The 17,992-nt window shown below is 70.0% G+C and carries 15 protein-coding genes and 3 pseudogenes; 14 read left to right on the top strand and 4 right to left on the bottom strand.

Annotated features, from left to right (window positions below; translation table 11 throughout):
• Positions 1-15 precede the first annotated feature (15 nt).
• On the bottom strand, positions 16-2,259 hold the full coding sequence (gene glgX, locus ACFPIH_RS20870; RefSeq protein ID WP_381174340.1) for a glycogen debranching protein GlgX: 2,244 nt from the start codon (positions 2,257-2,259) through the stop codon (positions 16-18).
• Positions 2,260-2,413: 154 nt separating this feature from the next.
• On the opposite strand from glgX, the gene ACFPIH_RS20875 reads away from it, so the two are divergent.
• The 4 genes from ACFPIH_RS20875 to ACFPIH_RS20890 all read left to right on the top strand — a co-directional run bounded on the left by ACFPIH_RS20875 (position 2,414) and on the right by ACFPIH_RS20890 (position 6,864).
• Positions 2,414-3,661: a L,D-transpeptidase gene (locus tag ACFPIH_RS20875; RefSeq protein ID WP_381174342.1), complete on the top strand. Its 1,248-nt coding sequence runs from the start codon at positions 2,414-2,416 to the stop codon at positions 3,659-3,661.
• Between the two features lie 141 nt (positions 3,662-3,802).
• Complete coding sequence (locus ACFPIH_RS20880) at positions 3,803-4,984, top strand: L,D-transpeptidase (RefSeq protein WP_381174344.1); 1,182 nt, start codon at positions 3,803-3,805, stop codon at positions 4,982-4,984.
• A gap of 299 nt (positions 4,985-5,283) precedes the next feature.
• A complete protein-coding gene (locus tag ACFPIH_RS20885) occupies positions 5,284-6,051 on the top strand; it encodes an enoyl-CoA hydratase/isomerase family protein (protein WP_381174346.1) in 768 nt (255 codons plus the stop codon).
• Positions 6,052-6,255: 204 nt separating this feature from the next.
• Complete coding sequence (locus ACFPIH_RS20890; protein ID WP_381174348.1) at positions 6,256-6,864, top strand: ATP-binding protein; 609 nt, start codon at positions 6,256-6,258, stop codon at positions 6,862-6,864.
• Between the two features lie 5 nt (positions 6,865-6,869).
• On the opposite strand, the gene ACFPIH_RS20895 is transcribed toward ACFPIH_RS20890, so the two are convergent.
• Entirely contained in the window at positions 6,870-7,298 is a 429-nt protein-coding gene (locus ACFPIH_RS20895) for a hypothetical protein (RefSeq protein WP_381174350.1), read from the bottom strand.
• Between the two features lie 110 nt (positions 7,299-7,408).
• Here ACFPIH_RS20895 and ACFPIH_RS20900 point away from each other — a divergent pair, with 110 nt between their 5' ends.
• Both ACFPIH_RS20900 and ACFPIH_RS20905 read left to right on the top strand, forming a co-directional pair.
• The gene (locus tag ACFPIH_RS20900) at positions 7,409-8,200 is read left to right on the top strand and encodes a polysaccharide deacetylase family protein (protein ID WP_381174352.1); all 792 of its coding nucleotides are present in this window, start codon (positions 7,409-7,411) and stop codon (positions 8,198-8,200) included.
• Positions 8,200-9,372, top strand: a complete 1,173-nt coding sequence (locus ACFPIH_RS20905) for a YncE family protein (protein WP_381174354.1) — start codon at positions 8,200-8,202, stop codon at positions 9,370-9,372. Before ACFPIH_RS20900 ends, ACFPIH_RS20905 begins: the two co-directional genes overlap by 1 nt.
• Here the strand turns inward: ACFPIH_RS20905 and ACFPIH_RS20910 are convergent, their stop codons facing one another.
• Entirely contained in the window at positions 9,373-10,002 is a 630-nt protein-coding gene (locus ACFPIH_RS20910; RefSeq protein ID WP_381174356.1) for a GNAT family N-acetyltransferase, read from the bottom strand.
• Between the two features lie 57 nt (positions 10,003-10,059).
• Here ACFPIH_RS20910 and ACFPIH_RS20915 point away from each other — a divergent pair, with 57 nt between their 5' ends.
• On the top strand, positions 10,060-10,974 hold the full coding sequence (locus ACFPIH_RS20915; protein ID WP_381174358.1) for a helix-turn-helix domain-containing protein: 915 nt from the start codon (positions 10,060-10,062) through the stop codon (positions 10,972-10,974).
• A gap of 49 nt (positions 10,975-11,023) precedes the next feature.
• The gene (locus ACFPIH_RS20920) at positions 11,024-11,236 is read left to right on the top strand and encodes an EF-hand domain-containing protein (protein WP_381174360.1); all 213 of its coding nucleotides are present in this window, start codon (positions 11,024-11,026) and stop codon (positions 11,234-11,236) included.
• Positions 11,237-11,331: 95 nt separating this feature from the next.
• Here ACFPIH_RS20920 and ACFPIH_RS20925 read toward each other — a convergent pair.
• Positions 11,332-11,788 (bottom strand): annotated as a pseudogene (locus ACFPIH_RS20925) (ATP-binding cassette domain-containing protein); the annotation flags it as partial.
• Between ACFPIH_RS20925 and ACFPIH_RS20930 the strand changes: the two are divergent.
• The 6 genes and pseudogenes from ACFPIH_RS20930 (at position 11,729) to ACFPIH_RS20955 (ending at position 17,991) form a co-directional block, all read left to right on the top strand.
• The gene (locus tag ACFPIH_RS20930; protein ID WP_381174716.1) at positions 11,729-11,890 is read left to right on the top strand and encodes a hypothetical protein; all 162 of its coding nucleotides are present in this window, start codon (positions 11,729-11,731) and stop codon (positions 11,888-11,890) included. The pseudogene ACFPIH_RS20925 and the gene ACFPIH_RS20930 sit on opposite strands and share 60 nt — an antisense overlap.
• A gap of 143 nt (positions 11,891-12,033) precedes the next feature.
• Positions 12,034-12,696: an NADPH-dependent F420 reductase gene (locus ACFPIH_RS20935; RefSeq protein WP_381174362.1), complete on the top strand. Its 663-nt coding sequence runs from the start codon at positions 12,034-12,036 to the stop codon at positions 12,694-12,696.
• Between the two features lie 181 nt (positions 12,697-12,877).
• A pseudogene (locus ACFPIH_RS20940) lies at positions 12,878-13,040 on the top strand (NF041680 family putative transposase); the annotation flags it as partial.
• A 755-nt stretch (positions 13,041-13,795) separates the two neighbouring features.
• Positions 13,796-16,606 (top strand): AMP-binding protein, encoded by a 2,811-nt coding sequence (locus tag ACFPIH_RS20945; RefSeq protein WP_381174364.1) that lies wholly within the window; start codon positions 13,796-13,798, stop codon positions 16,604-16,606.
• Positions 16,603-17,511: pseudogene (locus ACFPIH_RS20950) on the top strand (NAD-dependent epimerase/dehydratase family protein); the annotation flags it as partial. The gene ACFPIH_RS20945 and the pseudogene ACFPIH_RS20950, both read left to right, overlap by 4 nt.
• Positions 17,500-17,991, top strand: coding sequence for a nuclear transport factor 2 family protein (locus ACFPIH_RS20955; RefSeq protein ID WP_381174698.1), 492 nt, complete (start codon positions 17,500-17,502; stop codon positions 17,989-17,991). The pseudogene ACFPIH_RS20950 and the gene ACFPIH_RS20955, both read left to right, overlap by 12 nt.
• The last annotated feature ends 1 nt before the right edge of the window (position 17,992 follow it).

Here is a 17,992-nt window from a genome sequence, read left to right on the forward strand (position 1 = left end):
ACCTGAAACGTTGCCTCAGCCGATGACCCGCAGCAGTAGCACCGCCCGCGCCGGCACCGTAACCTCCACGCCCGCCCGGTGGATCACCCCGGGCGCCTCCCCCTGTTCCTCCCTCGACGTGTCGACGACCACCTCGTAGCGCTCCGCCCACGGCGGCCCCGGGAGCACGAAGGCCGCGGGGCGGTCGCCGGCGTGCAGGACGGTGAGGAAGCTGTCGTCGGTGATCGGGGCGCCCTGCTCGTCGCGCCCCGGGATGTCCCGCCCCGACAGATACATCCCCAGCGTCGCCGCCGGCGCGTACCAGTCCCCCTCCGTCATCTCCGTGCCCCGCGCCGTGAACCAGGCCAGGTCGCGCAGCCCGTCCGCCGAGTGCGCGCGGCCGGAGAAGAAGGCGCGGCGGCGGAGCACCGGGTGGCGGTGGCGCAGGGAGATCAGCCGGGAGGTGAGGGCGAACAGGCCCTGCCAGCCCGGCTCCTGAAGCAGGCTCCAGTCCAGCCAGCTGGTCTCGTCGTCCTGGCAGTACGCGTTGTTGTTGCCCCCCTGCGTGCGGCCCAGCTCGTCGCCCGCGACCAGCATCGGCACGCCCGTGGACAGCAGCAGGGTGGTGAGCAGGTTGCGCAGCTGGCGGCGGCGCAGGGACCGTACGCGCTCGTCGTCCGTCTCGCCCTCCGCCCCGCAGTTCCAGGCCCGGTTGTCGTCGGTGCCGTCCCGGTTGCCCTCGCCGTTGGCCTCGTTGTGCTTGCGTTCGTACGACACGAGGTCGCGGAGCGTGAAGCCGTCGTGCGCGGTGACGAAGTTGACGGAGGCGTACGGCCGCCGCCCGCCCCACGCGTACAGGTCGCTGGAGCCGGAGAGGCGGTAGCCCATCTCGCGGACGTCCGGCAGCGCGTGCCGCCAGAAGTCGCGGACGGCGTTGCGGTAGCGGTCGTTCCACTCGGTCCACAGGGGTGGGAAGGACCCGACCTGGTAGCCGCCGGACCCCACGTCCCAGGGCTCGGCGATCAGCTTCACCCGGCGCAGCACCGGGTCCTGCGCGATCACCGCCAGGAACGGGGACAGCATGTCGACGTCGTGCATCGAGCGGGCGAGGGCGGCGGCCAGGTCGAAGCGGAAGCCGTCCACACCCATCTCCGTCACCCAGTAGCGCAGGGAGTCCGTGATGAGGCGCAGGACGTGCGGCTGCACCACGTGCAGGGTGTTTCCGCAGCCCGTGTAGTCCGTGTAGCGGCGGGCGTCGGACTGGAGGCGGTAGTAGCCGCGGTTGTCGATGCCCTTGAGGGAGAGGGTGGGGCCCAGTTCGCCCGCCTCGGCGGTGTGGTTGTAGACCACGTCGAGGATGACCTCGATGCCGGCGGCGTGCAGGGCGCGCACCATCCGCTTGAACTCGCCGACCTGCTGTCCCGTCGTACCGGAGGAGGCGTATCCGGCGTGCGGGGCGAAGTAGCCGATGGAGTTGTAGCCCCAGTAGTTCTTCAGCCCCCGGCGCAGCAGATGGTCCTCGTGCGCGAACTGGTGGACCGGGAGCAGTTCCACCGCCGTGACGCCGAGCTTCACCAGGTGCTCGACCGCCGCCGGGTGGGCCAGCCCCGCGTACGTGCCGCGCAACTCCTGCGGGATCCCCGGGTGCAGGCGGGTGAAGCCCTTGACGTGCAGTTCGTAGATGACCGAGTCCGCCCACGGCGTCTTGGGGCGGCGGTCGTCGGACCAGTCGTCGTCATCGTGGACGACGACGCCCTTCGGGACGTACGGCGCTGAGTCCCGTTCGTCGCGCACGGTGTCCGCGACCTGCTGCTGGGGCCAGTCGCGGACATGCCCGTACACCTCGGGGGGCAGCCCGAACTCGCCGTCGACCGCGCGGGCGTACGGATCGAGGAGCAGCTTCGCCGGGTTCCAGCGGCCCCCGGTCCACGGGTCCCAGCGGCCGTGCACCCGGAAGCCGTAGCGCTGGCCCGGCATCACGCCCGGTACGAAGCCGTGCCAGATCTCGTGCGTCAGCTCGGTGAGCGGGGCGCGGGTCTCCCGGCCGTCCTCGTCGAAGAGGCACAGGTCGACGGCCTCCGCGCCGCCCGCCCACAGGGCGAAGTTGGTGCCCGCGACGCCGTCCGGGCCGACCCGGAAGCGGGCGCCGAGCGGCGTGGGCGCGCCCGGCCGCACGGGCACGCCGGGCACCCCGGGCGACTTGTGGGACACCCCGTTCAGGGCGGTGTCCGGCGTGGCGCGCACCTCCGCCACCGCCTTCTCCTCGGCTGCGCTGGACACCGATCAGCCTCCTGCGGCTCGTGGGTACGGCGCACGACAGGGGCGCACGGCGTCCCGGCCGCCGCTCCTGCGCGCGTCGTCCTTCCCCCTGTTCTGCCCAGAGCATGGCTCGCACTCACGTTTCCCGGGAGCGCACCCGATCGTTGGGCACCTCATGAGGCACGTACATGGGCGCGCACGGCGCGCGGGGGTCGCACTGGCCGCCGTAGTGACTTGGGCAGGGCTGCTGGCCGGGGCCGCCGGCTGCACGGCGGGCGACAGCAGGAGCGGGCTCGACCGGATGCTCGGCAAACCCGCCGCCCCGGAGGACACCATCCGGGTGATGCCCCAGGACGGCACGAAGGGCGTCCGCCCGGAGGAGGGGCTGTGGGTGCGGGTGCCGGACGGGCGCCTGGAGTCGGTGAGGGTCGTACGGTCGCAGGACGCCCAGGAGGCGCCGGTGGCGGGCCGGATCTCCGCCGACGGGCTGAGCTGGCGGCCCGACACCGCCCGACTCGCGCTCGCCGCCCGCTACACCGTCGACGCCGTGGCCGTGGACGGCGACGGAAACCGCTCCGCCCGCCACACCACCTTCACCACGTACGTCCCCGGGGAGCGCTTCATCGGATACGTCACGCCCGAGAACCGCGCCACGGTCGGCACCGGGATGATCGTCTCCCTGGACTTCAACCGGGAGATCGAGAACCGGGCCGCCGTCGAACGCGCCGTCACGGTGACCGCCGAACCGGCCGTCGAGATCCGCCCCCACTGGTTCGGCGGCACCCGCCTCGACTTCCGCCCCGAGGACTACTGGAAGCCCGGCACGCGCGTGACGGTCGCCCTGCGGCTGCGGGACGTCGAGGGGGCGCCCGGCGTCTACGGCCTCCAGCACAAGACGTTCTCCTTCACCGTCGGCCGCGACCAGGTCTCCCTCGTCGACGCGGCCCGGCACACCATGGAGGTCCGCCGCGACGGCGCGCTGCTTGCCACCGTCCCGATCACGGCGGGGGCGCCGAAGACCACGACATACAACGGGAAGATGGTCGTCACCGAGATGCTGGAGCTGACCCGGATGAACGGCGCCACGGTCGGCTTCAAGAAGAAGGACGGCAAGGGGGAGTACGACATCCCGGACGTGCCGCACGCCATGCGGCTGACCGACTCCGGCACCTTCCTGCACGGCAACTACTGGGCCGAGCCGGACGCCTTCGGGACGGTCAACCTCAGCCACGGCTGTGTGGGTCTCAGGGACGTCAGGGGCGGCGCCTCGGACACCCCCGCCGGCTGGTTCTTCGACCGCTCGCTCGTCGGGGACGTCGTCGAGGTCGTGAACAGCAACGACAAGCAGGTCGCCCCGGACAACGGGCTCGGTGGCTGGAACATGGACTGGGCGGAGTGGGCCGCGGACGGCACGGTGGAGTGACCAGTTGCAGAACGGTGACATTCAGCTGACACGACGCTCAAATCCGTGCGGTTAATATGCGCCAGTGATCGCGCGGGATGCGCGGGGGTGGGGGCCTGACCAGGCCCGCGAGGGGAGAACGACGTGAACGTGCGACCGGGCATGGCAGTGATAGTCGGGGGTCTGCTGCTCGCCGTCACCGCGTGCGGTGGCGGTTCGGATTCCGGTTCCGACGCCAAGGACAAGACCAAGAAGGGCAGTTCGGCCGCCGCCGAGAGCAAGCAGTCGGAGGCGGTCGTCACCATCGCGCCCAAGACGGGCGCCAACGACGTGGACACCAGCGGCGCCCTCAAGGTGACCGCGGCCAAGGGCGAGCTGACCGAGGTCACCGTCAAGGACGCCAAGGGCACGAAGATCGACGGCGCGATATCCGCGGACGGCACCGGCTGGACGCCCGGCACGCACCTGGCCGCGTCCACCAAGTACGAGGTGCACGCGGTCGCCAAGGACTCCGAGGGGCGCACGGCCGCCGAGGACTCGTCCTTCACCACGCTCAGCCCGCAGAACACCTTCATCGGCAACTTTACGCCCGAGGACGGCTCGACCGTCGGCGTGGGTATGCCGTTCTCGGTCCGCTTCACGCGGGGCATCACCAAGCCGGCCGACGTGGAGAAGGCCATCGAGATCAAGACCGAGCCGGCCGTCGACGTCGAGGGCCACTGGTTCGGCAACGACCGTCTGGACTTCCGGCCCGAGAAGTACTGGAAGGCCGGCACCAAGGTCACGGTGACGATGAACCTCGACGGCGTCGAGGGCCGCCAGGGCGTCTACGGCAAGCAGTCCAAGACCGTCTCCTTCACCGTCGGCCGCAGCCAGGTGTCGGTCGTGGACGCCAAGGCGCACACGATGAAGGTCATGCGGGACGGCAAGCTCTACAAGACCATCCCGGTCACCACCGGCAAGCCCGGCTACGCCACCTGGAACGGCCAGATGGTCATCAGTGAGAAGTTCACGGTGACCCGGATGAACGGCGACACCGTCGGCTACAACGGCGAGTACGACATCAAGGACGTCCCGCACGCCATGCGCCTGACCAACTCCGGCACCTTCGTGCACGGCAACTACTGGGGCGGCGACGCCTTCGGCAACTACAACGCCAGCCACGGCTGCATCGGCCTGAGCGATGTGCGCGGCGGCTACGACAGCGGGGCGCCGGCCGCGTGGTTCTTCAACCACTCGATGGTCGGCGACGTGGTGGAGGTCAAGAACTCCACCGACCCGACCGTCGACCCGTCCAACGGCCTCAACGGCTGGAACATGTCCTGGGCGGCCTGGACGAAGTAGTCATCCACCGACTGACGGCGGGCCCGGTGCTGTGACCCACGGCACCGGGCCCGTGTCGTGGGGGCGGCCCCAGACCCCCGGCCGGGTGTGAGCCACGGCACCGGGCCCGTGTCGTCAGCCCCCGTGCTGTGTCTGCCTGGGGGGCGACCCCCACACCCCCGGCCGGGTGTGAGCCACGGCACCGGGCCCGTGTCGTTAGCCCCCGTGCTGTGTCTGCCTGGGGGGCGACCCCCAGACCCCCGGCCGGGTGTGAGCCACGGCACCGGACCGGTTCCGTTAGCCCCCGTTAACCTGCTGGCATGACCGCACATCTCGAAGTCGCCGAGGGCGTCGGCACGATCCGGCTCGACCGCCCGCCCATGAACGCGCTGGACGTCGCCACGCAGGACCGGCTCAAGGAGCTCGCCGAGGAGGCGACCCGCAGGGAGGACGTGCGGGCCGTCGTCGTCTACGGCGGGGAGAAGGTGTTCGCGGCGGGCGCGGACATCAAGGAGATGCAGGACATGGACCACACCGGGATGGTCCTGCGCGCCCGCGACCTCCAGGACTCCTTCACCGCGGTGGCCCGTATCCCCAAGCCGGTCGTCGCGGCCGTCACCGGATACGCGCTGGGCGGCGGCTGCGAGCTCGCCCTGTGCGCGGACTTCCGCGTCGCCGCCGACAACGCCAAGCTGGGCCAGCCGGAGATCCTGCTCGGTCTGATCCCCGGCGCGGGCGGCACCCAGCGGCTGGCCCGGCTGATCGGCCCCTCCAAGGCGAAGGACCTCATCTTCACGGGCCGGATGGTGAAGGCCGACGAGGCGCTGACCCTGGGCCTGGTGGACCGGGTGGTCCCGGCTGCCGAGGTGTACCAGGAGGCGCACGCGTGGGCGGCGAAGCTGGCACAGGGGCCGGCGATCGCGCTGCGGGCGGCGAAGGAGTCCATCGACACCGGTCTGGAGACGGACCTCGACACCGGCCTCGCGGTCGAACGGAGCTGGTTCGCGGGCCTGTTCGCGACGGCCGACCGGGAGATCGGCATGCGGAGCTTCGTGGAGGAGGGGCCGGGCAAGGCCAAGTTCCTCTGACACACGTCCGACACACGTCTGCGGGAACGCGGCCTGAATCCGTCGAGCCCTCTTGCAATTGACGGGATGTCTCATCCGGGTCCCTCGATGGGGCGGTTTATGGGAACCTTCAAGTGACCTCAAGCCTGCCGTGTCGAGGGAGTCTGTCATTTGCCTCCGGACGAGCGTTCGCCGCAGGTCAGCGGGGCGTTACCGGACCCTGAAATGCCGCAGGCATATGCCGACCGAGCCCTGCGGGGCGGGGCCGCACGCGGGGCGTATTCCCGTGGAACGGCCCCGGAGGGCGTCACGGACGGCCATGATGGGGGCATGGCGGGGCTGGAGGGTAACGAACAGCCGCGGGGGCACGGGCGTGTGGCCGCGGCGCGCTGGTCGCCCGCGGTCGAGGACGAACGGGCACTCAAGGCGCTGGAGTTGTTCGGCAACCCGACCGAGGGCGAAGTGCCCCTGCCGTCCCGTCCCGAGTCGGCCGCCACGGCCCGCCGCCTCACCCAGGTCGTCGTCCTGCGCCACTGGGGGTTATCGCCCAAGCTCACGGAGGACGCCGTCCTCCTCGTCTCCGAGCTCGTCGGCAACGCCGTACGGCACACCGGTGCCCGGGTCTTCGGGCTCCGTATGCGCCGCCGGCGCGGCTGGATCCGTGTCGAGGTCCGCGACCCCTCCCGCGGCCTGCCCTGTCTGATGCCGGTTCAGGAACTGGACGTCAGTGGACGCGGGCTCTTCCTCGTGGACAAGCTCTCCGACCGCTGGGGCGTGGACCTGCTGCCCCGCGGCAAGACGACCTGGTTCGAAATGCGCGTCGCCGACCGCTGAACCGTTCACGCTCCGGCCTGCCACCACCGCGTCAACTCCCGTGCCTTCGCCTCGAATTGAGAGTCGAGGAACGACGTCGGCGCGGGCAGGGTCGTATACCGGCCGTCCTTCGTGCGGACGACGACCTGGCTCACCCCGAGGACGCGGCGGACCTCCAGGCGCTCGATGCCGGCCCGCGGAATGCGGCGCCGCCATCCGTTCCTCACGACCAGCTCGTCCTCGGTGAGGATCACGCCGTGCCGACACGACACGAGTACGAGGACGACGGCGCCGACGAACGACCCCCCGATCGTCTGCTCCCACACATTCGCCGGCATCACATGACCTGCGAGGGCCTGAAAGATCTGAAGCAGCAGCACGGCGCCCGGAAAACCGAGGACGGCGGGGAGCGCGCGCTGCCGCAGGCTGAGCCGGAAGGAAGCGGAGGGGTGCAAGGCGACCGCCGTTCGCGAAGGGTGGCTTCAGCTTGTCATGCACGGGAGTGCGGTGTCTTCCCCGGCCGCCACGCGGTGAATAACAGCTTTTATGCTGCTATGCCCTTTAAATGGTGCAGGTGACTACGACCGACCGCCGTGCCGCGCTGCGAGCAGGTGCCGGGCTGGTCGCCGGGGGTGCGTTCGGGGCCGGGTGTTCCCCCTCCGGGGCCACCGCCCGGCACGCGCCGGCCGCCACCACCACCCGACCCGTCGCTCCCGCCAGCCCTCTCGCCGCCCCCGCCCCCCGCGCCTTCCCCGGCCGGCCCGTCCAGATCACCAGCGGGCCCCGGGACCGGCCCCGGGTCGCCCTCACCTTCCACGGCCAGGGCGAACCCGCCCTCGCCCGGGCACTCCTCGGCGAGGCCGAGCGGCACGGCGCCCGGGTCACCGTCCTGGCCGTCGGCGCCTGGCTCGACGAACACCCCGAACTCGCCCGACGCATCCTCGAGGGCGGCCACGACCTCGGCAACCACACCCACCGCCACCTCGACATCAACGCCATGTCCGAGGCGGAGGCGAGGAGCGAGATCGCCGGGTGCGCCGAGCGGCTCAGGAAGCTCACCGGGTCCGTCGGCACCTGGTTCCGCCCCTCCCGCACCGCCCGCGCGTCCCCGCTCGTGGAGCGGCTGGCCCGCGCCGCCGGATACCCGCACGTCCTCTCCTACGACGTCGACTCCCTCGACTTCACCTCGCCCGGCGCCCCCGCCGTCACGGCCAACGTCCTGCGCGGGATCCGCGCCGGATCCGTCGTGAGCCTGCACTTCGGGTACACCGACACGGTCGCCGCCCTCCCCGCCGTACTGGACGAACTCGACCGTCGCGGACTGCGCGCGGTCACCACCACGGAGCTGCTGAGCTGATGCGTCCCACACTCCTCACCCGCGCCCTCGTCACCGGAGGCGCCCTCGCCGTCCTCGCCGCCTGTGGCGCGTCGCCGCAGGACAACGCCCGGCAGACCACCAAGGCCGCCGTCCCCGCCCCGGTCAGGAAACCGGTCGCCCAGGGGCTGCCCGGTATGCCGCCCCTCCTCGACCCCAAGGACGTCTACGCCGCCGACCGCCCGAACCGGCTCTCCCCGGTGGTCCGGGGCTTCCCCTCCCGCGTCTACGTCCCCAACACCGAGTCCGACACCGTCTCCGTCATCGACCCGAAGACGTACAAGGTGATCGAGACCATCCGCGTCGGCCGCCAGCCGCAGCACGTCGTGCCCTCCTGGGACCTGAAGACGCTGTGGGTGAACAACGACCGGGGCAACACCCTCACCCCCATCGACCCCAGGACCGGCAAGGCCGGCGACACGGTCGACGTGCACGACCCGTACAACCTCTACTTCACGCCGAACGGCAGATACGCCGTCGTGATGGCGTCCCTCGACCGCGAACTCGTCTTCCGCGACGCGCACACCATGAAGCGGATGAAGACCGTCCCGGTCAGCTGCTACGGCGTCAACCACGCCGACTTCTCGCCCGACGGGCGCTACTTCATCGTCTCCTGCGAGTTCAGCGGCGAACTGCTCAAGGTCGACACCGAGAAGATGAAGGTGATCGGTCAGCAGAGACTGCCCTTCGCCGGCGCCATGCCGCAGGACGTCAAGATCTCGCCCGACGGGAAGAAGTACTACATCGCCGACATGAAGGCCGACGGGGTGTGGATCCTCGACGGTGACAAGTTCACCGAGCCGGCCTTCCTGCACACCGGCAAGGGCTGCCACGGGCTGTACGTCAGCCGCGACTCGCGCGAGATGTACATCTCCAACCGGGGCGAGGGCACCATCTCCGTCTTCGACTTCACCGAGAACCGGCTGACGAAGAAGTGGCGTCTGCCGGACGGCGGCAGCCCCGACATGGGCGGGGTCTCGGCCGACGGCAAGGTCCTGTGGCTGTCCGGGCGCTACGACGCGGAGGTCTACGCGGTCGACACGCGCACCGGTGAGCAGCTTGCGCGCATTCCGGTGGGCAGCGGGCCGCATGGTCTCGCGGTGTATCCGCAGCCCGGTCGGTACTCGCTCGGCCATACCGGGATCTTCCGGTAGCTATGTGATCAGCAGGATCTCCGAGCCCACCGGTACATACCCCGCCGCCTGGAACGCCCGTACGCTGCGGGCGTTTCCCGGGGCGACCTGGGCCCAGAGGGGCTCCTCGGCCAGGTGGCGGGCGGCGGTGACCAGGCGGCGGCCCAGGCCCCGGTGCCGTACCGCCTCGTCGACCTCGACCGAGACCTCGAGGCGGCCGCCGATGCCGTACCCCATGACGAGCACCCCGCCCTCCGCCGACCAGGCACGCACCCCGTCGCGCCGGCGCCGGGCGTAGCGGATGCGGGGATGGTCCCGGTCCTCGATCTCCCGCAGCGGCAGGGGCGGTTCGCCGGGCAGCGGGGGCGCCACCAGCATCGCGTCGATCGTCTCGGCCGTGCGCCCCGTGCGCTCCATGAGCGCGGCCAGGAACCGGGGGTTCATCGACGCCGACAGGGGATCGCAGCCGACGCCGAGCAGCGTGCCGTACACCCAGTCGGGGTCCTCGTCCGTGAAGACGACCGAGTGGGCGGTGAAGGACAGGACTCCGGCGTCCCGGGGGGACAACTGCGGGACGATCGTCGTACCGCCGTCCGGCGGCGGGAAGACCCCCCGGGCCGCGGCGTCGAGAATGTCCCGCAACGACTCCACCCCGTAGCCCCTCGCGCTCTTGAGTCTCCACCCACTGGAAGGCCCACACTCACACACATGATCGACGACGGCACCGGACTTCTCACCATCGGAGAGCTGGCCCACGCCACCGGACTGACCGTGCGCACCATCCGCTACTGGTCCGACGAGGGCGTCCTGACCCCGGTGGCCCGCTCGGCCGGCGGCTACCGGCTCTACGACGCCGAGTGCGCCGCCCGGCTGGAACTGATCCGCACCCTGCGCGAGCTGGGCCTCGGCCTGGCCGACGTGCGCCGGGTGCTGGCCGGGGAGCGGACGGTCGCGGAGGTGGCGGCGGCGCATGTGTCCGCGCTGGACGCGCAGATCCGTGCCCTGAAGGTGACCCGTGCGGTGCTGTCGTCCGTGGCGCGACGCGGTTCGAGTGCGGAGGAGATGACCCTGATGAACAAACTGGCACGGCTGTCGGCGGCCGAGCGGAGGCGGATCATGGAGGAGTTCGTGGAGGAGCTGTTCCACGGGCTCGACTCCGTGGATCCGGCGATCGAGGAGCGGATGCGCTCCATCGCGGTGGACCTGCCGGACGATCCGACCCCCGAGCAGGTGGACGCCTGGGTGGAGCTGGCGGAGATGGTCCAGGACCCGGAGTTCCGGGCGCAGATGCGGCAGGTGGTCGAGTTCAACGCGGCGGACCAGGGCGGCAGTATCGCTCCCGGGCGCGCCATGTGGTTTCCCATGCGTCTGGTGCAGTTGGGCGCGGAGGCCCGTGAGCGGGGAATCGCGCCCGAGGCGCCCGAGGCGGAGGCGATCGTGCGGGAGGTGTTGGGGAACGGCGACCTAGCCGCCGTACTCGAACGGATGGAGGCGGCGTCCAACAACCGCCTCGCCCGGTACCGGGAGTTGCTGTCCACGGTGAAGGGTGCGGGGCCCGCCGCTGCCCACCGTGAGGAGTTCGCGTGGGTGGTCGCCGCACTGCGTGCTCGGGCCGCCGGTTAATCTGGCCTCCGTCAACAAGCGGTAAACGCGTTACGAAGGGGCGGATCCGGTGGCGGACATCGAGGAAGCACGCAAGAATTTCCAGCGGATCGACACGGACGGTGACGGCTTCGTCACCGCCGCCGAGTTCAAGACCGCCCTGGCCCAGGAAGGCGACTGGAACGTCACCGAGTCGGTCGCCGAGGCCATCATCAAGAGCCGTGACCTCAACGGGGACAAGCTCCTGTCGTTCGACGAGTTCTGGGCGTACCTGAGCAAGTGAGCGGTGGGCGGTGAGGAGGGGGCGCCCGGCGGATGGTTCGCCGGGCGCCCCGTGCTTCATGCCCGGCGGTCGGTCTGCTGGGTCCGTTCGGTCCGTTCCAGGTGATGGGTGACCAGCACGGTCGCCAGTTGCGGATGTGTCCGGCGCAGCACGTCCAGAGAGTCGATCAGCCGCTCGCGGCCCGGCAGGTCCAGGCCCGTCGCCGGTTCGTCGAGCAGCAGGAGACGGGGCTCCGGCATCAGCGCACGGGCGATCAGCGTCGGCCGGCGGGCCTCGCGGCGGTCGGCCGGTCGGCGCGCACCTCCTGCTCCGGGGTCGGCCGCCAACGGGGCAGCGACGCCACGGAGTTGGTGGGACCGGTCAGCACGACGTCCCGGACCCGCAGCGGCTCGGCGAGCGGATGGCGGGGGTCGACGTGACCGACGTACGCCCGCAGCTCCCGCAGGTGAGCAGGGTCGACTTCCCGGCGCCGTTGGCCCCGAGGAGCGCCCAGTGCTCACCGGCGGCGGCTCGGGCGTCTTCGTCATCGCCGCCGAACCGGCCGCCGCCCACAACCCCGTGCTCACGGACCTCTTCGCCGGGTTCGTCCCGGTCCTGCGGGTCGGCCTGGTCGACCTACTCGCCCTGACCGGAGCGCGCGGTCGCGGCCGGTGACGCGGAGGGGGCGGCGGAGGTGCTGGCGCGGGAACCGGAGGATCCGTGCGCGCATCCGGAATAGGGCGGGGCGTAACCCGGGTTGCCCCCACCAGAAGCATGCGCATGCATGGAAGCTGGTAGGTGAAGGGGAAGGGCCTGTCATGAAGATCGGCATCATCGGCGCGGGCAACATCGGCGGCAACCTCACCCGGCGGCTCACCGCCGTGGGGCACGACGTCTCCGTCGCCAACTCGCGCGGACCGCAGACGCTCACGGAGCTGGCCGAGGAGACGGGCGCGACTCCCGTCACCGTGGAGGAGGTGGCCCGCGGCGCGGAGGTCGTGGTGGTCACGGTCCCGGTGAAGGCGGTCCCGGACCTGCCGTCCGGTCTGCTCGACGGCGCGGCCGACGGCGTGGCCGTCATCGACACCAACAACTACTACCCGCAGCAGCGTGACGGCCGGATCGCCGAGATCGAGGACGACGGCATCACCGAGAGCCGCTGGACGGAACGCCGGATCGGTCACCCCGTGATCAAGGCGTTCAACGGCACCTACGCCCAGGACATACTGGACCGCCCGCTGCCCGCCGGCGCCCCCGACCGCATGGCCCTGCCGGTCGCCGGGGACGACGAGACGGCGAAGGCGAAGGTCCGCGCCCTGATCGACGAGATCGGCTTCGACACGGTCGACGCGGGCGGCATCGACGACTCCTGGCGCCAGCAGCCCGACACCCCCGTCTACGGCCTCCAGGCGGGCGTCGCCGAGGTGACCAAGGCCCTGGCGGAAGCGTCCCCGGAACGCCCGGCGACGTTCCGCGGCTGAGCTCTGCGGAGGTCCGGGACACCGGCTGACGGACGCCGGTGCCGGCACCGTACCGGTACCGGCATGGGACGTCCCTGTGGTGCGCCGCGGCCCGTAGTCACCTGCCGCGGCGCCACCAGGGCCGAGCACTCCCGGCGCCCCGCGTACCTCGAACGCATCTGTGCCGAGACCCAGGCAGGGGACCGGCGCCACCCCTGACGAGGTGAACCGTTTCCGGCAGGCATTTCTCCGCCGCTTCGATCTGGAGCGCTCCTTTCCGTTTCGTGAAGCAGACCCTGGGCCGGACCATCCCGAAACTCCGTACTCCCGAGCCGGCAGACCGCTGGACCTGGCTCTTGATCGCCGTCACCTCGCCTGCCTGACCCGTGTTCCCAAACCCCGAGGGTAGATAGAGAACAGGCTCAGGCAGATTTTTCGCGCAGCCAGTTCCTCGGCCTCGGCGGTCTCATTATGGTGGTGAACGATTGCGACACCCTCCGGAACTGGCGCGGCGGCGGTCACCGCGGCGTCATCACGGTCCGTGCCTCGGAGCCGCCCGGAATGGAGCAATAGCCTCCACGCCCAATGCGCCCGAGAGGCTGCTCGGCGGGACATCGAAGGCAGGCACCTGTCCGGGGTACGCGAGGCCCCTCGATCGCCAAGGGCCCCCTGCCGGACTGAATGTGACGACACGTCAGTAGCACAGGCGGCGCACACCGCTCACGTGCGAAGCCCCGACCCACCGTGTGAACTTTTCGGCCACGGTTGGTCCGGCGGTTTCCACCGGCCCCGAACTGTAATAATCGCGGTGCGTAGCTCGCTGGACGTATTGTTTCAAGCCATGCGGGCTATGTGCCGTTGTGCCGACACTCGCGGGTTGTATGATTTTCGCCATCGACCTCGTGAGGACTTCTGTTCTCTCACCTGCACGGCTTACGCCTCAGCGTCGAGGCGTTTCTCCTTTCCGGTCCACTTGTAACGATGGCGGCGCTCAGGGATGAATTCCTTTGCCTTGCTGCGCCCCGCGGCCGTTGACTGATGATTTGACGCTCACACTCCCGGGCTGACACCTCTCGTCGGTCCGGAAACAGTGCAGCCGAAAAAGGATCGAGGAAGACTCATGACCGGTGGAACGCAGATAAGCCTTTCCGTGGATTACCCCGCCAATGAGCAAGGGGACAGAAATATCACGCAGCTATTGCTGCGTGCCGCAGAGGTCCATCCGAACTCCGGCCTGAGATTTTGCATCGGAAGCGCGGACGAACCCACTTTATTCCAGACGTACCCGGAATTACTGGACAAGGCCCGTCGTCTGCTGTCCGGGCTGCGGGCCCAGGGCAAGAAGCCCGGAGACAAGGTCGCCCTTCTGGTCGAGAGCCCGCGGGAGTTCATCTCCGTGTTCTGGGCCTGTCTGCTCGGCGGCCTCGTGCCGTGCCCGTTGGTGCCGTTGCGCGGAGACCCGGAGCGTTGGTCGTCCCAACTCAGGCACATCGACCGGCTGTTGGACAAGGCGCTGCTGATAGTCGACGAGACGCTGGCCGCCGAACTCCCGCAGGGTACCGGCGTCACCGCCGTCTCCCTGGAGCACCTGTACGGCTTCGCCCCGGCCGAGGATCTCTACGACGCCGAACCGGACGAACTGGCCTTGCTGGTCCTCACCTCGGGTTCGACCGGTAATTCCAAAGCGGTGATGCTCAGCCACGGCAACCTGCTGGCGTCCATGGCCGGCAAGAACGGCTACCACCGCCTCACCGCCGACGACATCACCCTGAACTGGGTCTCCTTCGACCACGTCGCAGCCCTGCTGGAGTGCCACATGCTCCCGCTGTACGCCGGGGCGCAGCAGGTGCACGTCGAGGCCCAGGTGGTGCTCAAGGAGCCGCTGGAGTTCCTGCGGCTGATCGCGCGGCACGAGGTGACCGCCACCTTCACGCCCAACTTCCTGCTCGGGCTGCTCAACGGCGCCGTCGCGGGGCTCGGGGACACGGGCGAGTCCCTCGACCTGTCCCGACTCCGGCACATCATCAGCGGCGGCGAGGCAGTGGTCTGCGCGACCGGCCAGACGTTCCTGGACGGTTTCGCCGGCTTCGGGTTGTCGCCCACCGTGCTGTGGCCGGCCTTCGGTATGACCGAGACGTGCGCCGGCAGCATCTACTCCACCGGGTTTCCCGCAGTCGACGCCGGCCAGGAGTTCGCCAGCCTCGGCATGCCTGTGCGGGGACTGGCGATGCGGATCGCCGACGAGGGCAACCAGCAGCTCCCCGAGGGCCAGGTCGGTGAACTCCAGCTGTCCGGGCCGATGATCACCACCGGCTACTACAACAACGGCCAGGCCACCGCCGACGCCTTCACCGCCGACGGCTGGTTCCGCAGCGGCGACCTCGGCCGGGTCGACGAGGGCAGGCTCACCCTGGTCGGACGCAGCAAGGACAGCATCATCGTCAACGGCGTCAACTACTACAGCCACGACATCGAGACAGCGCTGGAGCAACTCGACGGCGTGGCGAAGTCCTACGTCGCCGCGTTCCCGACCCGCGCCGAAGGCGCCGACACCGAGCAACTGGTGATCGCCTTCCACTCCGAGGTGCCGACGGACGACGAGGCCGGTTTGTTCCGGCTGCTGACAGCGGTGCGCAGCACCGTGGTGATGCACTGGGGTTTCCGCCCCTCGCTGCTGCTGCCACTGCCTGTCGCCGCGTTCCCCAAGACCAGCCTGGGCAAGATCCAGCGCTCGCTGATGCGCAAGCGTCTGGAGGCCGGCGGCTTCGACGCGGAAGTCGGCGCGGTACAGGAACTGATGTCCCGTCAACTTGGCGGCTACACCGCCCCCGAAGGCGCCACGGAGCGGCAGCTCGCCGCGATCTACGCGGAGATGTTCGAGACCACACCGGAGAAGATCAGCGCCACCGCGAGCTTCTTCGACCTGGGCGGTACATCGCTGGACATCCTGCGACTGCGGCTCAATGTCGCGCAGCGGTTGGGCGTGGACGACCTCCAGATCATCACGGTGCTGACCGCCCCCACCGTCCGGGCGCTCGCGGCACGGATCGCCGCCGACCGGGCACCGGGCGAGCGTCCCTACGACCCGATCGTGCCCATGCAGGTCAGCGGTACCAAGACCCCGCTCTTCTGTGTGCACCCGGGTGTCGGCGAGGTGCTGGTCTTCGTCAACCTGGCCAAGTACTTCGTGGCCGACAGGCCGTTCTACGCGCTGCGGGCCCGCGGCTTCAACCGCGGCGAGAAGCCTTTCAGCAGCTTCGCGGAGATGGTCTCCACCTATGTGCAGGCGATCCGGGCCAAGCAACCGCACGGACCGTATGCGCTGGCCGGGTATTCCTACGGCGGCGCGGTGGCCTTCGAGATCGCGAAGGCGCTGGAGGCCGAGGGCGAGCGGGTCGACTTCGTCGGCAGCTTCAACCTGCCCCCGCACATCAAGTACCGCATGGAGGAACTGGACTTCGTAGAGACGGCGGCCAACCTGGCCTTCTTCCTGGCTCTGATCAACAAGAAGCAGTCCTTGGAACTCCCCGAGCAATTACGTGGGCTGCCCAAGGAGAAGCAACTCCAGCACTTCATCGACATCGCCCCGGCGGATCGACTGACCGAACTCGACCTGACTGCCGAGAAGTTCGCCGCATGGGCGGACCTGGCCGACGGGCTCACCGGGCTCGGCCGCAGCTACCGGCCCAGCGGCACCACCCGCTCCATGACGGTCTTCTACGCGGTCCCGCTGCGCGGCACCAAGGAGGACTGGCTGGCGAACGAACTGCGCCGCTGGGACGACTACACCACCGAGCCCAACTCCTACATCGACGTGCCCGGTGAGCACTACACCCTGATGGGCCCCCAGCACGTCGCCGCCTTTCAGGCGATCCTGCGCCGCGAGCTGGACCGGGCAATGGGCGACGACAGCGAGGGCGTGGTCCGGTGAAGGGCAAGAAGATCCTGGTCACCGGGGGTACCGGGCAGGTGGCCCGACCGGTCGCCGAGGCGCTGGCCGAGCACAACGAGGTGTGGTGCCTCGGCCGGTTCGGCACCCCCGGGGTCGAGAGCGAACTGGCCGAGCGCGGTATCAGGACGTTTCGCTGGGACATGGACGACCTGGGTCCCGACACCCTCGCAGGACTGCCGGAGGACTTCACCCACGTCATCCACTCCGCGGTGCGCCGAGGCGAGGACGGCGACTTCAACGCCGCCGTCACCGTCAACTCCGTATCGGTGGGGCGGCTGATGACTCACTGCCGCACGGCGGAGGCGTTCCTGTACGTCTCCACCGGCGCGGTGTACGCCCGGCAGACCCTGGACCATCTCTACACGGAGACCGACCCGATCGACGGCAAGGCCGACTGGCTGCCCGCGTACCCGGTCGGAAAGATCGCCGCCGAGGGCACCGTGCGGGCCTTCGGTCAGGTGCTGGGCCTTCCGACCACCATCGCCCGGCTGAACATCGCCTACGGGCCCGGCGGTTACGGCGGCGTCCCCATGCTGTACTTCAAGCGGATGCTGCTCGGCGAGCCGATCCCGGTTCCTGTCGAGGGGCAGAACTGGTGCTCTCCGCTCCACACCGACGACCTGGTGCGCCAGGTGCCGCTGCTGTGGGAGGCCGCGGCCGTCCCCACCACCCTGGTCAACTGGGGCGGTGACGAGTCGATGGGCATCACCGACTGCGTGCGCTACCTGGAGGAGTTGACCGGCGTCACCGCCGAACTCGTGCCCAGCGAGACCACCCGCGAGACCTACGCGTGCGACCCGACCCTGCGCCGCGAACTGACCGGACCGTGCCAGGTCACCTGGCACGACGGTATCCGCCGCACCGTGGAGTCGATGTACCCCGACCTTGTCAAGGCCCGGTCCGGCGACACATCCCGCACCGCCCCCGCCCGTACCGAGCCGGCCGCATCGAAGAGGAGCACACCGGCTGTGCCGAGCAACAGAGAGAGCATTGAGGCCGCCTACCGGGCGTTCCACGACCGGGACGTCGACGCGCTGCTGGCCACCTTCGACCCCGACATAGCCTGGGTGCACCCCGACAGCATGGACAGCTACGGCCTCGGCGGGACCAAGAAGGGCCACGCCGGCGTCAAGGAGTTCCTGGCCCACGTGCCCACAGTGCTCGGCGGGATGCGCCTGGAGCCGCTGGAGATCATCGAGTCCGGCGACCGCGTCGTGGTCTTCGGGATCCGCCACTTCACCTCGCGCAGCGGCCGTACCGAGACCCACCAGTTCGTTCACTCCTGGACCTTCCAGGGCGGCAAGGCCACCCGCATGGAGGACATCTTCGACACCGTCCTCCTGCACCGCCTGATCGAAAGCTGAG

The sequence above is a fragment of the Streptomyces vulcanius genome, from assembly GCF_042653945.1.
Lineage (GTDB): Bacteria > Actinomycetota > Actinomycetes > Streptomycetales > Streptomycetaceae > Streptomyces > Streptomyces mangrovi.

Coding starts and splice junctions, on each gene's coding strand:
- ACFPIH_RS20875 (WP_381174342.1), top strand. CDS start 2,414: ATGAGGCACGTACATGGGCGCGCACGGCGCGCGGGGGTCGCACTGGCC.
- ACFPIH_RS20880 (WP_381174344.1), top strand. CDS start 3,803: ATGGCAGTGATAGTCGGGGGTCTGCTGCTCGCCGTCACCGCGTGCGGT.
- ACFPIH_RS20885 (WP_381174346.1), top strand. CDS start 5,284: ATGACCGCACATCTCGAAGTCGCCGAGGGCGTCGGCACGATCCGGCTC.
- ACFPIH_RS20890 (WP_381174348.1), top strand. CDS start 6,256: ATGCCGCAGGCATATGCCGACCGAGCCCTGCGGGGCGGGGCCGCACGC.
- ACFPIH_RS20900 (WP_381174352.1), top strand. CDS start 7,409: ATGGTGCAGGTGACTACGACCGACCGCCGTGCCGCGCTGCGAGCAGGT.
- ACFPIH_RS20905 (WP_381174354.1), top strand. CDS start 8,200: ATGCGTCCCACACTCCTCACCCGCGCCCTCGTCACCGGAGGCGCCCTC.
- ACFPIH_RS20915 (WP_381174358.1), top strand. CDS start 10,060: ATGATCGACGACGGCACCGGACTTCTCACCATCGGAGAGCTGGCCCAC.
- ACFPIH_RS20935 (WP_381174362.1), top strand. CDS start 12,034: ATGAAGATCGGCATCATCGGCGCGGGCAACATCGGCGGCAACCTCACC.
- ACFPIH_RS20945 (WP_381174364.1), top strand. CDS start 13,796: ATGACCGGTGGAACGCAGATAAGCCTTTCCGTGGATTACCCCGCCAAT.
- ACFPIH_RS20955 (WP_381174698.1), top strand. CDS start 17,500: ATGTACCCCGACCTTGTCAAGGCCCGGTCCGGCGACACATCCCGCACC.